This is a genomic window from Vibrio sp. HB236076 (assembly GCF_040957575.1).
GTDB lineage: Bacteria > Pseudomonadota > Gammaproteobacteria > Enterobacterales > Vibrionaceae > Vibrio.
In genome coordinates, this window is the sequence record NZ_CP162602.1 from 347,226 (window position 1) to 366,154 (window position 18,929).

The following is an 18,929-nucleotide window of genomic DNA, read 5'->3' on the forward strand; positions in this document are numbered from 1 at the left end:
CTCAGCTCGTGAAGAACTGAGGGGTCATATACTAACTTGGTATTATTTTGTGTCTAGTTTTTGTTGATATTTAGCAGCTTTGTTTGCTCTAAATCATTTGTTTAGGACGTTTATGCAGAAAATAGGCAAACATAAAGCGTTTGTGTTTGCCTTGTAGAGGAGAGTTAAGCGCGGGTTTTTCTTTCTAATACCAAAACCAGAGCAATAGCAAGCGCAGCCATGACTACCGCCATCAACACTTGCGGGTCTTGGTGAAGTGTTTGTTCAAATTGCCAAGGCGATAAGTTGTGCTCTTGGTTAGGCACCTTCTCACCGTGTGAATTGATTCGCCAGGTCAGGGTTTCCTTCCAAGGCCAAATCTTAGGTAATGTACCGATCATGAGCCCGGTTAAGGTCATCATTGTGGCATGGCGATATTGCCTTAACAGCCAAGATAACAAATGTGAAAAACACAACAAGCCGGTAATGCAACCCAAGATAAAAATGCCAATCACCTCGAACTGCGCGCTTTTAATTGCCGATAAAATCGGAGTGTACATCCCGATTAACAACAATATAAAGCTGCCAGAAATACCGGGTAGTATCATGGCACAGATTGCTATCATACCGGCGAAGAAAACCGTCATTAAATTAAAAGATAAATCGATCGGGTTTTGTACGGTAATAAAATAGGCAAAAGCCACAGCCACAGACAGTAACACAAAATGATGAAATCGCTTTTTATCAACTTGAGTGAGCATGTGATAAACCGACACCAAAATTAAGCCAAAAAAGAATGACCAAGTGGGGATTGGATGGTGGCTAAGGAGCCAAGAGATGCCTTTGGCTAAGGTGGCAATGCTGAACAATATGCCAGAAAACAAAGCGACCAGAAACGTCCCGTTGATGTTCTGCCACAGCGCGGAAAATCCCTGTTGACGATAAAGACGCCACAAAGAGGGGTTAATACGGCGAATACTTTCGAGTAATTTATCGTATATACCCGTTATAAAAGCAATCGTTCCTCCTGAGACACCAGGTACGACGTCGGCAGCGCCCATAGCAATGCCTTTCAACACGGTTTTGAGTATTGACATGAAAATCCCATATGTGACTTTTTGACTGATTATACCGAAAGTCGCGCGCAATATAATGGCGATACAGCCCTTGGAATGATTTTTTGCAAAAATATGAAAATAGGCTTATATTTGCAAATTGAAATTCGCATAATGCAACGTTTCATTGTAAATTGGAATCAATCACACATTTTTAGTGCATTTATCGATTACTTATGGAATATAAAAGTTGGCACACTAAATGCATTAATTAAATTGACCCTAATTAAGCCGAGGGTCACCTAGCCAACTGACGTTGTTAGTGAACGGACTTTGTTCACATCATATAATAGCCAATCGCCTCTTTTTTGCGATTGGCTTTTTTTTGCCTTCCCATTGCGCTCTCTACGGCACTAATGCATTAAATCCATCAAGGCTTGTGCTTTTTGTTTCGCTTGCTTGCGACTGCTTATTGCAAGTTTTTGGTATAGGTTGCGAATATGGCTCTTGATTGTGGTGTACGCCACGTCCATCTTGCAGGCAATTTCTTCGTTGCTCAATCCGAGCCAAATAAAGCCAAGTACTTGCCATTCTCTCGGTGTGAGCGGGCTAGTGCGAATAAATTCAGGCACGTCAGTCTCGCGATGGAGGAGTTGTTCGACAAAGGCGGGAGCAAATAATGTGGTTTCTGCATTTCGCTCTGAATATTGGCTTTGTTGCATCGCTTTTTGCAGGTACTGCAAGTGGTGTTTCGGCCAAGGGTGTCGTGCGCCATCGTCTTGCCAATCGTTTAGCAGTTCAAGCAGACGGGATGATTCTAAACAAAAAGCCGTGACGATTCCGCTTGACTGCACTTTGGGTAAGACTTGACTGAGGACTTCACGGGCTTTGGTTTTCTGTCCATTGTCAACGTATAAGGCGGCCAAGAGAATTTCATTGAGCTGGCAGTCAAAATTTAGTTGATGGTGATGACAGGTATCGATGAGCTGGTGAGTCAAATGAATCGCTTGTTTGAACTGAGCTTGAAAACGCAGGACACGAATGTGATTTCTGCCTTGTAATTGATCAAAGTGGTTGCAGAAGGTATTGGGAAGGGAATGGTTTTTCTGCCAATCGACTAACGCATGCTGGTTGCCTCGCTCTACCCAATGATAGATCAATGCAGACGATGCTTGAGCAACCCAATCGGGGTGGTATTCACCCGTTGTTAAGGTATCACTGAGCGAATCCCAATCGATGAAGCAATTTTTTTTAATCGGATCGGCATACATTATCATTGCCATTAACGCTTGACGATAGAGGTCATGTGACGCGGCGTGTTCGCCATCATTTGATGGTTGTTGCTGGCAGTAAGACATGGCCTCATCGAAGCGTCCCCAGTGCCAAAGCAGCTTGACTCGCAAACGAATGACCATCTCGTGCAAGGAATGGTTGGACAGGTGATAGTCTTGAACAAATTGAAATAAACGCTCTTGATGCTGATAGGCGTGTTGAGTACGTCCTTGAGCGAGGTAAATTTCATTTTGTTGTATCAAAGACCAAAGCACTTGTTGATGCCCTTGATGCCGTCTGGCCAATCGTTCACTTTGCTGTGTTAAGGATAATGCCCGGAGTAAATGCCCTTGTACTAAGTTGCTCTCACCGAGCACAGAGGTCGCTAGCATTTGGCTGCGATAGTCATCGGCGGGGATGTTATCTAAGGCTTCTTTGGCCAATCGCTTGCCTTTGTCAGCCTGGTGTCGATTCATGGCAATTTGGGCTAATAACGCACAGTAACGGCCTGATGCCGACCGCGACCAATTGATCTTATTTTGTGTGCAATATTGCTCTGACTCAAGGAGGCAGCGCTCAACCTGTCCAAATTGGCTGTGCCCTTGATGAACCCAAGCTTGTAAGACGGTAATTTCCGGTTGGGCCAGAATATGCGGGTAAGGAAGTTGATTGAGCGCCTGTTCGACCAATACACTTTGACCACTGTTTAACAGTTGCCATCCGTGCTGATTGAGTATCGATTCTAAAATTGTGAGTTCTTGACTTGCCAATGCATGCCGTAAAGCGGCGGAGTGGTCTTGTAAATCAAGAAAAGTATCAACGGCTTGCCGATGACTTAATGCCTGTTGTTGTTGACTGAAACGCTGCTTTCTTAGTTGAGCTAAGCTGCCTTTTAATACGGCCGGCATACCCAGTTGGCCGTCACGAGAACGGCTGAGTAAATGAAAGCGTGTGGTCAATTGCTCAACGGCGTGCTCGATATTTGTTTCAAAAGGCCAAGCGTGAAGTAAGGCGTTGTTGACGGTATCAAACAGCGACAAGTCGAGTAAGGCAGATTGTAAGTCTAAGGGCAGCGGTGCAATGACTTCTTCTGTTACGTATTGGTATATCGCCGAGTGAAGAACGCCCTTTTTTGTGTCGGGATCAAGAGAGGGTAAATCTTGAGGGTCGATGGTGATTGGCTCTGAAGATTGGCACAGCAGTTGAAAACAAGCAGGCCAGCCCGAGGTATAAGCAATGTATGCATCAGCTTGTGTTGCGCTTATGGGTGCGCTGAGTTGTGCTTCTTCTTCAGTCAGTGCCAGTTGTGTTGCAGTGATTAATGCGTCCTGCTTAGAGAGCACGCGTTTCGCGGTGGCAAAAGGCATTTTTTGGCGTGAACTGAGGATCAGTGTGATTGAGTACGCCAACGGCTTGAACCACTTCGATAACATCGCGAAAGCATCCGTGCTTGCCACTTCATGGATATCATCAATAAACACATACATGCGGCGGGGCTGGTCTTGTAAAATGAGAAGAGCCGTTTCAAGTGCTTGCTCGACGTTGTCTTGGGCTAACCAGTCAAAACACCGGGTCATGGGATGTTGGCAGGCGAGAGAGCAGGCTTTTAAAAAATGATAGATCAGGCGCTGAGGATCACTGTCATCGACATCAAGCGTTAACCAACCTTTGTTGTCAACAGTATTATACCAATGCCGCATCAGTTCGGTTTTGCCAAAGCCGGCTGGCGCCTCGATGAAAATGCACTGGTAATGTCTGTCATGGCGATGGAGTAGGGTGTCTAAGCGGCGGCGAATAGGCCATTCTTGTGGATACGTGGCGCATTGATTTTTGTGCCGTATCCAGGGTAATTGACCGTGGCTTTTTTTTACGCCTTTGCTTTCATTCATTGCCAATCCTTTCACAAAAATATACTCAACTGAACACAGTATAACAGGAATTTTGTCTACGCCTTTTGTCTCAGCCTTAAAATGAGATGTAGGAGGAGGATGCAGCCAGATGAAAATCGTCTCATAGTAGAGATCCACACTCTACGGAAAGAGAGATTTAAGATGACAACCCAAGAAGCTTCATTTGATCAACAGGCCTTTAAGCAAAGCGTTATTCGCCATTTATCCGCAACCTATGCCACAACGCAAGACAATGCGACGCCCCGCAATTGGTACTTGGCGATGGGCAGTGCATTGGCCGAACAGACGGTACTGACCATGCTCAATACTGAAACGGATCCGGTTATCACTCAATCGAAGCAGTTAAGCTACCTGTCTCTTGAATTCTTGATTGGGCGTTTAACGGGTAACAACTTGATTAGTCTGGGCGTTTACCAACAAGTTGAACAAGTGATGAGTGAGCTTGGCCAGCCATTGGTGGATTTACTTGAAAATGAGCGTGACCCCTCACTGGGCAACGGTGGCCTTGGACGATTGGCCGCGTGTTTTATGGATTCGCTGGCAACGTTAGAGTACCCAACCGTAGGCTATGGCCTTCATTATGAGTACGGCTTATTTAAGCAGTCTTTTGAACAAGGGCGACAAAAAGAAGCCCCGGATGCTTGGTGTGGGGTTGAAGGGTATCCGTGGGAGATCGCCCGCCCAGAAATTGCGCAAAACATAGGCTTTTTTGGTCATGTTGAGGTTTATCAAGAGGCGGGTAAAGAGCGCCGTCGCTGGGTGCCCGGGATGGAAGTGAAAGCCATGCCTTGGGACATACCTGTGGTGGGGTATCAAAATAACTCGGTTTATCCTTTGCGTTTGTGGGAGTGTCGAGCAGTTGCGCCTTTTTCGCTGGAAAGTTTCAATAATGGCAACTATTTCGAAGCCCAGCACGCTTTGATTGACGCTGGCAATATCACTAAGGTGCTCTATCCAAACGATAACCACCAAAAAGGCAAAACGCTGCGTCTGATGCAGCAATATTTTCACAGTGCGGCCTCGATTCACGACATTTTAAGACGCCACCTTGCCCAAAATCGTTCACTGGCATCACTGCCAGAGTTTCACACCGTACAGCTCAATGATACCCACCCAGCCATTGCCATCCCTGAGCTGATGCGTCTTTTTGTCGATCAATACCAATTAGAGTGGGACGAGGCATGGGCGATTTGTAGCAAGACCTTTGCTTATACGAACCATACCTTGTTGCCTGAGGCCCTTGAAACCTGGGATGAAGCACTGATTCAGCAACTGCTGCCAAGGCACATGGAAATCATTTACGAAATTAACCACAGATTCTTGATTGAAGTTCGCAAAAAATGGCCTGGTGATGTGGCTAAGCAACAAAAACTGTCGATTATCCAAGATGGGTTCCATCGCATGGTACGCATGGCTAACTTGTCTGTGGTCGGGTCTTATGCCGTCAACGGCGTAGCAGAGTTACACTCATCACTGGTAAAAAAAGACTTGTTTCCTGAGTTCGATTTGATGTTTCCTCAGCGCTTGACCAATGTCACCAACGGGATAACACCAAGGCGCTGGCTTAAATTTTGTAATCCAGCCTTGTCTGCTCTGATTGATAGTCACATCGGTGAAAACTGGCCTAAGCATTTGCAACAACTGCAAGAGTTGACGCCTCTAGCGGACGACAAAGAATTTCAAAAGTCGTTTATGGACATCAAGCTGGATAATAAAGCCAAATTGGCCGAATGGGTGAAAGCGCATCTCGATGTCGAGATTGACCCAAGCGCATTGTTTGATGTTCAAATTAAACGTCTGCACGAGTACAAACGCCAGCACCTGAATTTATTACACATTTTATCGCTGTATTACCGCCTTAAAAACGATGCCAGTTTTACCATGGCACCAAGAGTGTTTTTCTTTGCCGCGAAAGCGGCGCCAGGGTACCACCTTGCAAAAGAGATTATCTTTGCCATCAATAAGGTTGCCGAAAAAATTAATAACGACCCACAAGTGTGTGAGCACTTAAAAGTGGTCTTTATACCCGATTATCGCGTCAGTATTGCCGAGTTAATTATTCCGGCTGCGGATTTGTCCGAACAAATCTCGACGGCAGGTAAGGAGGCATCAGGGACGGGGAATATGAAACTGTCACTGAATGGCGCCTTAACGATCGGCACTCTAGATGGGGCGAATGTCGAAATTCAACAAGAAGTGGGTGACGATCACATCTTCATTTTTGGCTTAACGGTGGATGAAGTGTCTGAACTGCGTCAACAAGGCTATAACCCCTTTGATTATTACCATAACGATGAATTGTTAAAAGCCTCGATGGACTTGTTATTGGGCGACGAATTTACGCCTGGTGAACCGGGTAAATTGCGCGCTGTCTATGACAGTTTGCTCGATGGCGGCGATCCCTATTTGTGTTTGGCAGACTTTGCGGCTTATGAAAAAGCACAACGCGAGGTCGATGCTCTGTACTTGCAACCTGAGCGATGGGCCAAATCGGCTATCTTGAACACGGCAAGAATGGGGAAATTTAGCTCTGATCGCTCTATTCAAGATTACGTTGAACGCATTTGGCACTTGGACGTTGCCGCTCGATAAGCAAGGAGATTGTTGATGGAACCTGCAGAAAAAATCAGTGAAGAAGTGATTGTTGAGTTGGCAAAAAGAGCCAATTTATCGCAACGATATATCAATGCTTGGGGGCAAGAGACCGACATTGATAGTCAAGTTCAGTTAAACTTATTGGCTTGCTTGGGCTATGACACGCGAAGTGAAGATGCGCTGCGTCTGTCGGCTGAAAAAATCAATAAGCCAGATATTATTGCGCCTTTAACGGTGATTAAACAAGGAGAGGCAGTCGAAATTGCCTTAAACCTTGGCGTCACCGTTCGGCCCAGTGACTTTCAATGGCAGCTTAAATCAAGCAAAGGTGAATGCTTTGAAGGTTACTTGCAAGCAGCGGTCGTAAGAGATGAGCGAAAACAAGGGGGGGCACTGTTCATACACCTTCCCGTTGAGCTGGAATGTGGTTATCACCAACTGACGGTGATTCGCAAGCGTCGCCGTCATCCTTATCAAGTTCAAGTGGCGATTGTCCCTCAGCAGTGCTACCAAGCACCGGCATTAGCGGCGGGGGAAAAATTATGGGGTCCGAGTGTTCAGTTATACTCATTGCGCAGTGAACATAACTGGGGTATTGGCGATTTTGGTGATCTAAAATTGTTAGTGAGTGAAATGGCGCAACGAGGGGCCGATTTTATCGGCTTAAACCCAATACACGCGCTTTTTCCCGCCAACCCTGAAGCCGTCAGTCCTTATAGTCCATCGTCACGACGTTGGCTAAATACCTTGTATATCGATGTGACCTCCGTTGCTGAATTTTCACATTGTGAAACGGCGCAAGAGCGAGTGGGCAGTACTGAGTTTCAACACAAAATTGAACAGGCAAGGCAAAGTGATTGGGTCGATTATCGTTTGGTGAGTGAGTTAAAACTCGAGGTGTTGTTTTTGCTGTATCAAGACTTTGTACAGCGACATTTACTGACGCACTCACAGCGTGGGCAAGACTTTGTCGAATTTGTCGAGCAGGGGGGAGCAAGCTTAACTCATCAAGCGACATTTGACGCCATTCACTGTCAACAACAAAACGACGATAAAACCGTATGGGGTTGGCCCGTATTTGATGAAGCTTTTCGCCATTTCCACGCGAAAGGTTCACAAGCTTTTGTGTTGGATAATAAAGAAAAGGTAGATTTCTTCAAATATTTACAATGGGTTGCAGCCCAGCAACTCGATGAGGCGCAGGGTTTAGCCAATGCCTTAGGGATGAAGATTGGGTTGTATCGCGATCTCGCCGTTGGTGTGGCAGACTCAGGCAGTGAAACCTGGGCTGATGAGGGGCAATTGGTGCTTTCTGCCAGTATCGGCGCTCCGCCAGATGTCCTGGGACCGAAAGGTCAAAATTGGGGCTTGCCACCGTGGGATCCTCGGCAACTACAACAAAATGGTTATCAAAGTTTTATTGCCTTGTTACGCGAAAATATGAAAGATTGCGGCGCGCTGCGTATTGATCATATTTTAGGTTTACTGCGTTTGTGGTGGATTCCCAGAACGGGGGGAGCGGATCAAGGCGGTTATGTTAATAACCCAGTAGAAGATTTACTCGGCTTGTTAGCGCTAGAATCTCACCTTGCGAAGTGCAGTGTGATTGGCGAGGCATTGGGGACGGTGCCTGAAGAGATCAAACAACAGCTTCTCGATACCGGTATTTATGCTTTTATCGTCTATTTCTTTGAGCAATCAAAACACGATGGTGGAATCGTGTCCCCAGAGCATCATCAACCTAAGTCGATTGCGACCTTGTGTACCCATGATATGCCGACGTTGACAGGGTATTGGCATTGCCACGATCTTAAAATGGGGCAAGAATTTGGTCTGTATGATGATCCTGACATCCTAAAGCGATTGTACGATGAAAGACTGGCTGATAAACAAAGTATCCTCAATAGTTTGCATTGGTATCAGCGTTTACCCAGTCACATTGGGCACGACGCGCGGTATGTGCCGATGGATGACACGCTAGCCTTAGCGCTGCATCAACATTTGGCGCTGGGCTCTTCGTCCTTGATGGCGGTGCAGTTAGAAGATTGGTTAGGAATGGAGTTACCGGTCAATATTCCCGGTACGGTTGAGGAGTACCCCAATTGGCGCCGAAAACTGTCGGTGACTATCGAGGACTTGTTTAACCATCAACAGGTAGAGAGGTTAGCGGTCACAATTGACCAAGCAAGAAAGCTCAATTAGTTGCATTTAAACTGGGTTTCCTTCAAGGTAAGAATATCGAAATTCAGCGTTTACAAAAAGAGTAATACCAATCTGATACGTATTCGGTCAGTGATAGCGCTAAAAAACTTGATAACCGAGTCACTAATTTGGGGGTATTTGGTTTTCAAATGGTGATTTTTTCAATGGCTTATCGAGTTTTTTACCCGCTATGTCGCCCTGCTATCAAATGAGATTGGCACGATAATTCGATTATAAATGATTCCAAACGTGTGAACAGGGAGAGTCCTTTGCATTGTCATCCACGTCATACCAAGCAAGTTATTGCTCAATTGTCAGCGGCAAATTTTGCTGATCCTTTCAGTTTTTTAGGCCCGTATCAGTCCGATAAAAATGTTGCTTTACGAGTGTGGTCACCAGAAGCCGAGCGCGTTTTTTTGTCTTTAGGTGATGAGCGGTTCGCCCTTGTTGGCGACCAAGGTGTCTTTACTCTTGAATCCTCATTAGATTTGACTGACCAATACTACACCTTACTCGCGCAAAAAGGTGATCAAGAGTGGCTGATTGAAGACCCATATCAATTTCACGATATTTACTGCGCCTTTGAGACACTTCACCAGGCCGATAAAATGGCGCAAGCGCTTGGCAGCCACTGTGTGACTTTACAGCGAGGTGAGGCGTCGATTTCCGGGGTGCGCTTTTTAGTCTATGCCCCTCACGCCTCTTCGGTCAGTGTGATTGGAGAGTTTAATCACTGGGATGGTCGACTGTGTCCGATGCAAAAGCTAGACTACGGTGTGTGGGGGATTTTTATCCCTAACTTGCCAGAGGGGACGCGTTATAAGTTTGAAATTAAGGGACCTGATGGCACTGGACTCCCTCATAAAGCGGATCCTTGGGGCTATTATGCGGAGCAATACCCTTCTTTCGCCTCTGTTGTTTATGATCACAGCCAATATCAATGGCAAGACACTGCTTGGCAAAATCGTCAACACAAGCCATTACATCAGCAACCCATATCGATTTATGAAGTGCATTTAGGCTCGTGGAAACGTCATGAAAACGGCCAGGTGTTAACCTATCGCGAGTTAGCAGAGCAGCTGATCCCTTATGTTGTTTCTCTTGGCTATACCCATATTGAACTGATGCCGATTTCGGAATACCCCTTTGATGGCTCTTGGGGGTATCAACCGGTGGGATTATTTGCTCCCACCAGTCGTTACGGCAAACCCGATGACTTTAAATTCTTTGTCGATCAGTGTCATCAAGCCGGCATTGGCGTTATTTTGGACTGGGTACCGGCTCATTTCCCAGCCGATGGTCACGGCTTAGCGAACTTTGATGGCACGCCGTTATTTCACGACCCCGACCCACGTCGCGGTTGGCATCCGGATTGGAACTCCTTTATTTACGACTTAGGCAAAGAACACGTCAGGCGATTTTTGTTGGCCAATGTCCTGTTCTGGCTAGATAAATATCATATCGATGGCATCCGTGTTGATGCCGTTGCCTCAATGCTGTATTTGGATTATTCCCGAGAAGACGGCCAATGGATTGCCAATCAAGACGGCGGCAATCAAAACTACGATGCGATCAATTTTTTCCGGTGGGTCAACGAGCAAGTTTACCTCCATTTCCCCAAAGCCATGACGATTGCAGAAGAGTCGACGGCTTTTCCTGGTGTGACCGCGCCCACGGAATACGGTGGTTTGGGCTTTGGTTTTAAGTGGAACATGGGTTGGATGCATGATTCACTCAACTATATTCAAAAAGAGCCTATTTATCGACAATACCATCATCACGACATCACCTTTCCACTGATTTACGCCCACAGTGAAAATTACGTTTTATCACTGTCTCATGATGAAGTGGTGCACGGAAAAAGAGCCCTGTTAGACAAAATGCCAGGTGATGAATGGCAAAAGACGGCAAACTTGAGAGCCTACTTGGCCTATATGTATGGTCAGCCAGGTAAAAAACTCAACTTTATGGGTTATGAGCTCGGGCAAACCGCCGAGTGGAATCACGATGACCAACTGCAGTGGTTTTTGTTGCAATTTGATCGCCATCAGGGCATTCAGCGTCTCGTGTCTGAACTTAACGACGTGTATAAAAATACCCCTGCACTTTATCAAAACGATCGAGAGTCACAAGGGTTTGAGTGGCGTAAACAAGACGATAGTCAGGCGAGTATTATTGCTCACGAGCGGATTGGACTTGATGGACAACGCGTGTTGATTATTACCAATTTCACTCCTGTACCTCATGATCAATATTGCTTGGGGGTGCCAAAGGCTGGGCGTTACCAGTTGCTGCTAAACTCGGATAATGCCGTTTATGGCGGCAGTGATTACTCGGTATTGTCAGAGGTGACAACCAAAGTGAGCGCTCAAGATGGGCAAGCTCAATCGCTGTGTTTACGCCTCCCACCCCTAGCGACGGTTTTTTACCGCTATCTCGACTAAGCCAAAAGCCATCAAGTATTCTGGTTTGAGTGCTTGATGGCTGCCATCAATCCACCACCTTTATTGGATTTTATTGCTGGTTAATAAAGGCTTTAAATTTCTGCCTAGTGTCGGCATCGGCTTGTTGGTACCAATAATGCAGTGCTTGCTCGACACTGTTGTCTGGACCGGTAAGGGGTTTGCTCAACACAGCCGCTTTACCGCCATTTTGGTTGTAAGCTTTAACCTCGAGCACGTAGTCTCGGCCGATTTGAATCCCTTCTTTGATCAGTCTGTCTTGCGTGAGCTCAATTGGGTGATTATCTTGATTGAGTAACCGCCATTGCAAATCAGCAATGGCCTCTTGCGCTTGGTCAATATCGCGATAATGGGGCAGCTCAAACCGAAGGTTTTCTTTCGTTGCATGAAATCGAGCAATAATGACTTTGCTTTCGACAATCACCTGTTCACTGCCTTTATCAAAATAGGGACGGTAACGAAAAACGATTTGGTTTTCGCCGTCGGCAAGGGTGAGGTTTTTCTGGCTTGCAAAAAAATGGCCTTCGAGTTTTGGCGCCTGTTGGTTGACCGCTAAAATTTGGATCGTATCTGGCACCTCGATACTGACCTCAGCATAACTGTTGAAAGCGCTCAACATTAACCCGACTAGAATAAATGATTTTTTCATGACAGTAGTTTTCCTGTTGATATTAGACCAGTGTGACACAGAGAAATGAAGATATGATGAATCGATTTTTTAGGCCTTTCTCATAAAAATCACCAAATTAGTTGATGAATATCACGGATCAAATAATTCCCCCTGTAAGAGTCAACAACTCGACCGATATAGTTTAAAAATCATGCCCCGCGATTTAGTACACCTAAAAAAACGGTTTTTTAACGGAAAGAAAATAAGAGGGCAGAGGCACGGTTTGGCAGTCTATTTTTGGCTTTGACTTTGAGGGAAACAGGATGAAAGCGTACGCAAATTTACCATTGAGAAGCCAGTTGACGATTCCATTGGTGCTTATGATCACCGCGCTACTGATACTGGCTGGTGTCAGTTGGAATAACAACAAGCAATTAACGGAACATGTTGATCAACTATTAATACAAATTACCCCAGCCTCGTTGGAGCTGCTCAATGGCGACCGCGATCTTTATCAATCGGCTATTGGCCTTCGCGATGCCTTAACCGCGGCTCAAGATGGCGCTGATCCAGCCAAATTCATTGATGGGTATACAGAAAACCAACAACAAGCACTTGATCGTATGATGCACCCGATAGCGTTAGCCACCGCAGCGGGTTTGCCCAATGCCAATGCGCATCAACGCGCGTTTGAAGCGTCGTTCCAGCAATGGAAAGCCAGTGCTGATAAGGTGGTGGCACTGATTAATAGCAACCAACTGACAAAGGCGCAAGAGTTGCTAATGGGCGAACAGAATCAATTGTTTAGTTCAACGCGTGACTTTTACGATAAATTTGAAGGCCGTTTAGATGAGTTTCGACACCTCATCGCTGATGAAACCGTCGTCATCGAAAAAGAACAGTTGACCCATACGCTGTACATTACTTGTGTGACGATTCTAATCGGTCTCTTCTTTTTGATTTGGCTGCCAAAATCGCTTATTGAACGATTGGATTTATTGAAAAGTAAAATGCAAGAACTCAGTCAGTCTGGTGGTGATTTAACCTTGAGGTTACCTGAAATTGGCAATAATGAGCTCTCTCAATTGGCTCGTTCAACCAATCAATTCTTGAGTCATTTGCAGGCGTTACTGCTCAAAGTCAATAATGAAGTGGTCGAAATTAAAGATCGCTCTGCGAGTATCCATCAAGTGTCTGCGGATACACAAACTCATATCCATTCACAAAGCCGCTCTTTACAAGAAATGGTCGATGCGGTGTCAGAGTTAAACTCAGCCATCAGTGAAGTGGCTACCCAGTCACAAAATTCTGCGGATGAAGCTAATCAGTCAAAAGGTGATATCGAAAAATCGCACCAAGACATTCAGTTGGCGGTTGAGAAAATGCGCAGCTTGTTATCTGATATGGAAACCGCCGCGCAAGTGGTCAGTCGCTTAGAGCAAGACAGTCACGATATCACTTCCGTTATTGATGTTATTGGCGGTATTGCTGAGCAGACGAACTTACTCGCTTTGAACGCAGCGATTGAAGCGGCGAGGGCGGGTGATTCTGGTCGAGGTTTTGCTGTGGTAGCCGATGAAGTTCGCCAGTTGGCACAAAAAACCCAACAATCGACACAGAGTATTCAAGATATGCTTGAGCGATTAAATAAAGGAGTGAGCGAAGCGGTCAATGTGATTGATTCTAGCTCTAAGCGCGCCTCTGAGACGTCAACCTACACAGAGTCTGCTGGTGAGGCCATGAACTTGATTAATTCAAGGGTGAATACCATTACCGACTTTTCTATGCAGATCGCCGCGGCGACAGAGCAGCAAAGCGCCGTCGTCAGTCAAGTAGACAGCAACATGGAGTTGATGAACCAACAAGGTGAGCAAGTCACTCAAGGTAGCGCTAAAGTGAATCGAGCGATTGAAGACGTGTCGACGTCGATTGAGAAATTGTCCCAGCAAATTGGCGTCTTTAAACTGAGTTAGATGCCAAGCTTTTGTCTCTTAAGTAAACAGCGCCTGCTCCTAGGCGCTTTTTTTTGCTTTAATCTCGGCGAAAAATTGATAACAAGTTACTAGCGACAGGACTCAAACACGGGTTAAAAACGCGATGTTGGCTTTTAAACCATCGTCGTGACAATAATTAACCAGACTTATTATGTGGCAATAAACCCGCCTTTTGCCTCGTTATTAAGCCCTTGTGCGTCATTATCACTGCCCACGTATCGAGTGACAATGGTAAGAGATACAATGAAATATAGTTATCGCGATCTCATTTACACAAGTGAGTGATTGACGTTTTGGGGGTAGACGCGTTACTAGTGAGCCTTAAAAAATAACGATAACAACAATGTCTTCAAGGAAAGGAGTAACTATGAAGTCGGTCATTAAGGCGAGTCTATTAACACTAGCGTTAGCGTGTTCTACAGCCGCACACGCTGAAAATTACACCATAGGTACCGGTAGTCAAAGTGGCACTTACTACCCACTAGGCGGTATTTTATCTAAGGTTTGGAGTGAAAACCTACCCGATTTTAACATGCGTGCAGAGGTGACGGCGGCATCGGTTGAAAATACCATTAAAGTGGCATCAGGCAAGCAATTGGTCGGTATTGCACAAGGCAACGTTGTGCTTCAAGCGATGGCCGGAGAGAAGCCGTTTCCCCGTCAATTAGATGTGTCTGTACTGTTTGCCCTTTACCCAAATGTCGTGCAATTTATTGTTCCTGCCGATTCTGATATTCACTCTGTACAAGACCTCAAAGGCAAGCGTGTTTCGCTTGGCGCCCCGGGTTCTGGTACGCGAGTGAGCTCATTAAATATTTTAAAAACACTGGGTATTGAAGAAAGTGATGTCAAAGCGCAGTCATTGAACTACACGGCGACCACCAGTGCCCTTGCCAATGGTCAAATCGATGCTGGGGCCATTGTTGGCAGTCTTGGTGTGGGTGCGATTACCGAGTTAGCCCTGACTCGCGATATCCGTATTCTTTCCTTCTCTGAGCAAGAGTTGGCTGAAATCACTAAGGCGAATCCGGCTTACATTGAATTGGATGTTCCTCAAGGCAGTTACAACAATGTCAATGCGTTCAATGCGCCAGCGGTTTGGAATGTCTTGGTCGTCAACAATAAAATGGACAAAGACCTCGCTTACCAAATGACCAAAACGGCGTTCGATAACATCGATAAGATCCGTCAAGTGATTGGTGTCACTAAATTCACCACCTTGGAAAACATGACAAAATTGCCAGGTGCTCAACTTCACCCGGGTGCTGAGCAATACCGTCAAGAAATGGGTCAGTAGATCCATCTTTGAGTTGAGAGAAATGTCCACCGGATAGGTGGGCATTTTTTTGTTTGGATATTTGAGTTTGTTAGGTTGAACAAATATCGAGGATTTGATTTCTCATTAATTGCACGGAGTACGCAATGACCTCATCAATCTGTAAAAATAAAGTGTTGTCCGATGGCTTACTTTATTGTTCTGCTGTTATCGCCACCCTTTTTTCTCTTTTTCAACTGTGGCAAAGTATTGACCCTTCTCTTTCCGCCCCAGTTTTTCGACCCATCCATCTGACTTGGGCCCTTGTTTTGGTCTTCTTGGTTTATCCTTCCGTCAGTGCAGAGCGTCAGCCCGTTTGGTATTTTTTAGGTCGCTGTGTCGACCTTGGGCTGGTGGCATTGACTTGTTGGTCGTGCTTGGTAATCGCACAGTTTGACTATGATGATATTAGTTTCTTGTTAGACGGGTTAGGCCAAATAGAGCAATTGGCCGGCCTGAGTTTAATGTTGTTATTATTAGAAGCCACGCGACGTACCGTGGGCTTTGTGATGGTGTTTATCGCCGCATTATTTTTGGCTTATGCGCTATTTGGTGATGCTTTGCCTGCAGAGGTGGCGAGCAAAGGGTTTAGCTTAGAAGAAATCATCCGCTTCCATATCTATTCAACTAATGGTGTGTTTGGTGCGCCCTTGGCGATTGCCGCAGGGGTGGTGTTTATCTTTGTTCTGTTTGGCGCCTTTTTACAAGTGACAGGGGCGGGGCAGTTTTTTATTGATATGGCGTTTGCCATTGCGGGTAAATATCGCGGTGGGCCGGCGAAAGCGAGCGTGATCGCATCGGCCGCTTTGGGATCGATTTCTGGCAGTGCCATTGCCAATACTGTCACCACGGGTGCATTAACCATACCTATGATGAAAAAGCTCGGGTATAAGCCAGAACAAGCGGCAGGGATTGAAGCGGCAGCCTCAACGGGAGGGCAGATCATGCCACCGGTTATGGGAGCGGGCGCTTTTGTCATGGCGCAATTTACGGGTATTCCTTACAGTGATATTTTATTAGTCTCCATTGCCCCTGCAATTTTGTATTTTGCTTGTACGTTGCTTTATGTTCATTTGATGGCCTGTAAACTCGGCTTAGAAGGCATGGAAACCACCGAAAAAGCCAGAGCCATCTTAGTCAATGGTTGGCACTTTTTACTGCCTTTGGTTTTGATCACCACATTATTGATGATGAGCTATTCCCCTCAACTGGTTGGCGTGACCGGATGCGCGGCGATTTTAATTGCCTCGATGTTGCGTGCCCACAGTCGGATACAATGGCAAAAAGTGATTGAAGGGCTCAAAGAAGGGGCAATCTTAGCATTACCGATTTCCGTCGCCTGTGCAACGGCAGGTATTGTGGTTGGTGTCGTCGGTCAAACGGGGATTGGTTTACAGTTTACTCAGTTTTTGATTGCCATGTCAGGTGGTTATTTGTGGTCTGTGCTGGCATTGATTGCGGTTGCGGCGGTGATCCTAGGAATGGGGTTACCGGTGACAGCCGCTTACATTGTCTTGTCTATTATGGCCGTGCCCGCGTTGATGGATTTTGGCGTTGGGCTTTTGGCTGCGCATATGATTGTATTTTGGTTATCTCAAACGTCAAACGTCACGCCGCCAATTGCCTTGGCAGCGTTTGCCGGGGCGGGCATTGCCAATGCCAAACCGATGCAATCGGCTGTGCAAGCTTTTAAGTTGGCTCAGGGCTTCTTTTTGATCCCCGCTATGATGGCGTTCTCAGGGTTAATCTTCCTCGATGGCAGTCTTTTCCACTTCTTGGTTGGGGTGTTGGCAACTGCGGCACTCTTTGTTGCTTTTGCTGGTGGTATTGAAGCGCGTCTAATCAATCCGTTATCAAAACCAGCGCGTTTGTTATTACTCGCTCTGGCTTTAATGGTGTTGTTTAGCAGTGACATGCTGCGTATTGGCGCGATATTGGCGATTGGTGTGATTGTGTTTGTCAATGCGAAAAAGCCTGTGGTGACACAGGCATAAGACATTTCGGCACCGGTCGCTAACGATGTATCCTTTGACTTAGCCATTGAGAGACGAGTAGTGAAAGTAGGGCGATGAGGATGGAAAAGAGACATAACCTCATCGCCTCGTATTCGGCACCAGGAGTTTCGATAAAGGTGTACATCGCGAGCGGTAAGGTTCGTGTTTCTCCGGGTATATTGGCAGCGAAGGTAATGGTTGCGCCAAACTCTCCCAAGCTTCTTGAAAAGGCTAACACCACCCCTGATAACAGCCCTGGTAATGAAAGCGGTAAGGTAACGCGAAAGAAGGTTGCCAGACTTGATGCCCCCATGGTCCGCGCTGCTTGTTCTAATCGATGATCAATGGCTTCAAGTGACTGTCTGATTGAACGCACCATAAGCGGAAAAGACACCACTGCGGCGGCAAGGGCAGCCCCTCGCCAACTGAAGCTAAAAGTGAGACCAAACCATTCGTATAACCACTGACCGATTATCCCTTGCCTACCCATAACCACCAGCAACAGATACCCAATGACCACAGGGGGCAATACCAAAGGCAAGTGGATAAAACAATCGAGAAGCGCTTTGGCCTTAAACTCTTTCTTGGCCAGGACCCAAGCACACACAATGGCAAAAGGGGCACTGACCAGCACCGCAATACAGGCCACTTTAAGGCTTAAAATGATGGCCGCCCACTCATAGTCACTGATCACGTTCAGCGTTCCCAAATTGATAGTGTTTAAACACGCGCTTGGCCTCGTTCTCACTGAGGTATTGGTAAAAACGTTTCGCTTCAGGTGAGGGATGTGGCCCAATCAAACCGATGGGATAGCGAATGGGGTTGTGCAGTTGTTCAGGAAATGGGCGTACCACACGGATCCCTTGGGCAATAGCGGCGTCGGTGGCATAAACAATGCCAAGGGGAGTTTCTCCTCGTTCGACTAACGCTAAGGCCGTTCTCACATTACTGGTTCGAGCAATCAATTGGTCGAGTTGGTCCCACAGTGATAAAGCTTGTAAAGCTTGCTTGGCATACATGCCGGCAGGGACGTGATCTGGGTCGCCAATTGCAAGTCTTTGGTGACCTAAAAAGGAGACCAGTGGCCAGTTGGAAGCGCTGTTTATCGCATCGATGTTGACCTTATTATTGGCGATCAGGACCAGTTGGTTTGTCAGTAAGTCACGTTTTGTATTGGGGGTAATAAATTGCTTCTCGGTTAGAAAGTCCATCCATTTTTCGTTGGCAGACAGGTAGATATCAGCGGGGGCCCCTTGCGCAATTTGTCGCGCTAATGTCGATGACGATGCAAAGTTCAGGATGACCGCTTGATTGGGGTAATGACGTTGATATTGATTAGCAATGTCAGTTAATGCATTTGTTAAAGAAGAGGCGGCATAAACGTAGACTTTGTTTTCAGCTGATTGGTTTTCATCGGCTTGGCTGTTGGGTATGAGTAACAATGACAACAGCAAGGTAAAGAAGAGCGTTAATGTATTCATCATGAGAAAAGTTCTATAAGGCAAAAGCTTATTAAAGCGAGTCTGGTTGCAATTAGCAAG

11 protein-coding genes are annotated in these 18,929 nt (G+C 46.2%); 6 read left to right on the plus strand and 5 right to left on the minus strand.

What is annotated here, in order from left to right:
• Window positions 1–164: 164 nt before the first annotated feature.
• Window positions 165–1,076 carry a DUF368 domain-containing protein gene (locus AB0763_RS14845; protein WP_306099220.1) on the minus strand — a complete coding sequence of 304 codons (912 nt, stop codon included), beginning with the start codon at window positions 1,074–1,076 and terminating at the stop codon, window positions 165–167.
• Window positions 1,077–1,447: 371 nt separating this feature from the next.
• The gene (gene malT, locus AB0763_RS14850) at window positions 1,448–4,195 is read right to left on the minus strand and encodes an HTH-type transcriptional regulator MalT (protein WP_306099221.1); all 2,748 of its coding nucleotides are present in this window, start codon (window positions 4,193–4,195) and stop codon (window positions 1,448–1,450) included.
• Between the two features lie 162 nt (window positions 4,196–4,357).
• Here malT and AB0763_RS14855 point away from each other — a divergent pair, with 162 nt between their 5' ends.
• The 3 genes from AB0763_RS14855 to glgB all read left to right on the plus strand — a co-directional run bounded on the left by AB0763_RS14855 (window position 4,358) and on the right by glgB (window position 11,457).
• The gene (locus AB0763_RS14855) at window positions 4,358–6,808 is read left to right on the plus strand and encodes a glycogen/starch/alpha-glucan phosphorylase (RefSeq protein WP_306099222.1); all 2,451 of its coding nucleotides are present in this window, start codon (window positions 4,358–4,360) and stop codon (window positions 6,806–6,808) included.
• 15 nt (window positions 6,809–6,823) lie between these two features.
• A complete protein-coding gene (gene malQ, locus AB0763_RS14860; RefSeq protein WP_306099223.1) occupies window positions 6,824–9,013 on the plus strand; it encodes a 4-alpha-glucanotransferase in 2,190 nt (729 codons plus the stop codon).
• Between the two features lie 269 nt (window positions 9,014–9,282).
• A complete protein-coding gene (glgB, locus tag AB0763_RS14865; RefSeq protein ID WP_306099224.1) occupies window positions 9,283–11,457 on the plus strand; it encodes a 1,4-alpha-glucan branching protein GlgB in 2,175 nt (724 codons plus the stop codon).
• Window positions 11,458–11,527: 70 nt separating this feature from the next.
• On the opposite strand, the gene AB0763_RS14870 is transcribed toward glgB, so the two are convergent.
• Window positions 11,528–12,124: a DUF2057 family protein gene (locus tag AB0763_RS14870; RefSeq protein ID WP_306099225.1), complete on the minus strand. Its 597-nt coding sequence runs from the start codon at window positions 12,122–12,124 to the stop codon at window positions 11,528–11,530.
• A gap of 284 nt (window positions 12,125–12,408) precedes the next feature.
• On the opposite strand from AB0763_RS14870, the gene AB0763_RS14875 reads away from it, so the two are divergent.
• The 3 genes from AB0763_RS14875 to AB0763_RS14885 all read left to right on the plus strand — a co-directional run bounded on the left by AB0763_RS14875 (window position 12,409) and on the right by AB0763_RS14885 (window position 17,388).
• Window positions 12,409–14,058 carry a methyl-accepting chemotaxis protein gene (locus tag AB0763_RS14875; protein WP_306099226.1) on the plus strand — a complete coding sequence of 550 codons (1,650 nt, stop codon included), beginning with the start codon at window positions 12,409–12,411 and terminating at the stop codon, window positions 14,056–14,058.
• 388 nt (window positions 14,059–14,446) lie between these two features.
• Window positions 14,447–15,376, plus strand: a complete 930-nt coding sequence (locus AB0763_RS14880; RefSeq protein WP_306099227.1) for a TAXI family TRAP transporter solute-binding subunit — start codon at window positions 14,447–14,449, stop codon at window positions 15,374–15,376.
• Between the two features lie 125 nt (window positions 15,377–15,501).
• Window positions 15,502–17,388 (plus strand): TRAP transporter fused permease subunit, encoded by a 1,887-nt coding sequence (locus tag AB0763_RS14885; protein WP_306099228.1) that lies wholly within the window; start codon window positions 15,502–15,504, stop codon window positions 17,386–17,388.
• A gap of 19 nt (window positions 17,389–17,407) precedes the next feature.
• Here the strand turns inward: AB0763_RS14885 and modB are convergent, their stop codons facing one another.
• Both modB and modA read right to left on the minus strand, forming a co-directional pair.
• A complete protein-coding gene (gene modB, locus AB0763_RS14890; RefSeq protein WP_306099229.1) occupies window positions 17,408–18,082 on the minus strand; it encodes a molybdate ABC transporter permease subunit in 675 nt (224 codons plus the stop codon).
• Entirely contained in the window at window positions 18,072–18,872 is an 801-nt protein-coding gene (gene modA / locus AB0763_RS14895; RefSeq protein ID WP_306099230.1) for a molybdate ABC transporter substrate-binding protein, read from the minus strand. The genes modB and modA overlap by 11 nt, the downstream gene beginning before the upstream one ends.
• Between the last annotated feature and the right edge of the window lie 57 nt (window positions 18,873–18,929).

Bases quoted from the DNA above. Each gene is read 5' to 3' on its own strand.
- AB0763_RS14845 (WP_306099220.1), bottom strand. From the start codon at position 1,076: ATGTCAATACTCAAAACCGTGTTGAAAGGCATTGCTATGGGCGCTGCC.
- malT (WP_306099221.1), bottom strand. From the start codon at position 4,195: ATGAATGAAAGCAAAGGCGTAAAAAAAAGCCACGGTCAATTACCCTGG.
- AB0763_RS14855 (WP_306099222.1), top strand. From the start codon at position 4,358: ATGACAACCCAAGAAGCTTCATTTGATCAACAGGCCTTTAAGCAAAGC.
- malQ (WP_306099223.1), top strand. From the start codon at position 6,824: ATGGAACCTGCAGAAAAAATCAGTGAAGAAGTGATTGTTGAGTTGGCA.
- AB0763_RS14870 (WP_306099225.1), bottom strand. From the start codon at position 12,124: ATGAAAAAATCATTTATTCTAGTCGGGTTAATGTTGAGCGCTTTCAAC.
- AB0763_RS14875 (WP_306099226.1), top strand. From the start codon at position 12,409: ATGAAAGCGTACGCAAATTTACCATTGAGAAGCCAGTTGACGATTCCA.
- AB0763_RS14880 (WP_306099227.1), top strand. From the start codon at position 14,447: ATGAAGTCGGTCATTAAGGCGAGTCTATTAACACTAGCGTTAGCGTGT.
- AB0763_RS14885 (WP_306099228.1), top strand. From the start codon at position 15,502: ATGACCTCATCAATCTGTAAAAATAAAGTGTTGTCCGATGGCTTACTT.
- modA (WP_306099230.1), bottom strand. From the start codon at position 18,872: ATGATGAATACATTAACGCTCTTCTTTACCTTGCTGTTGTCATTGTTA.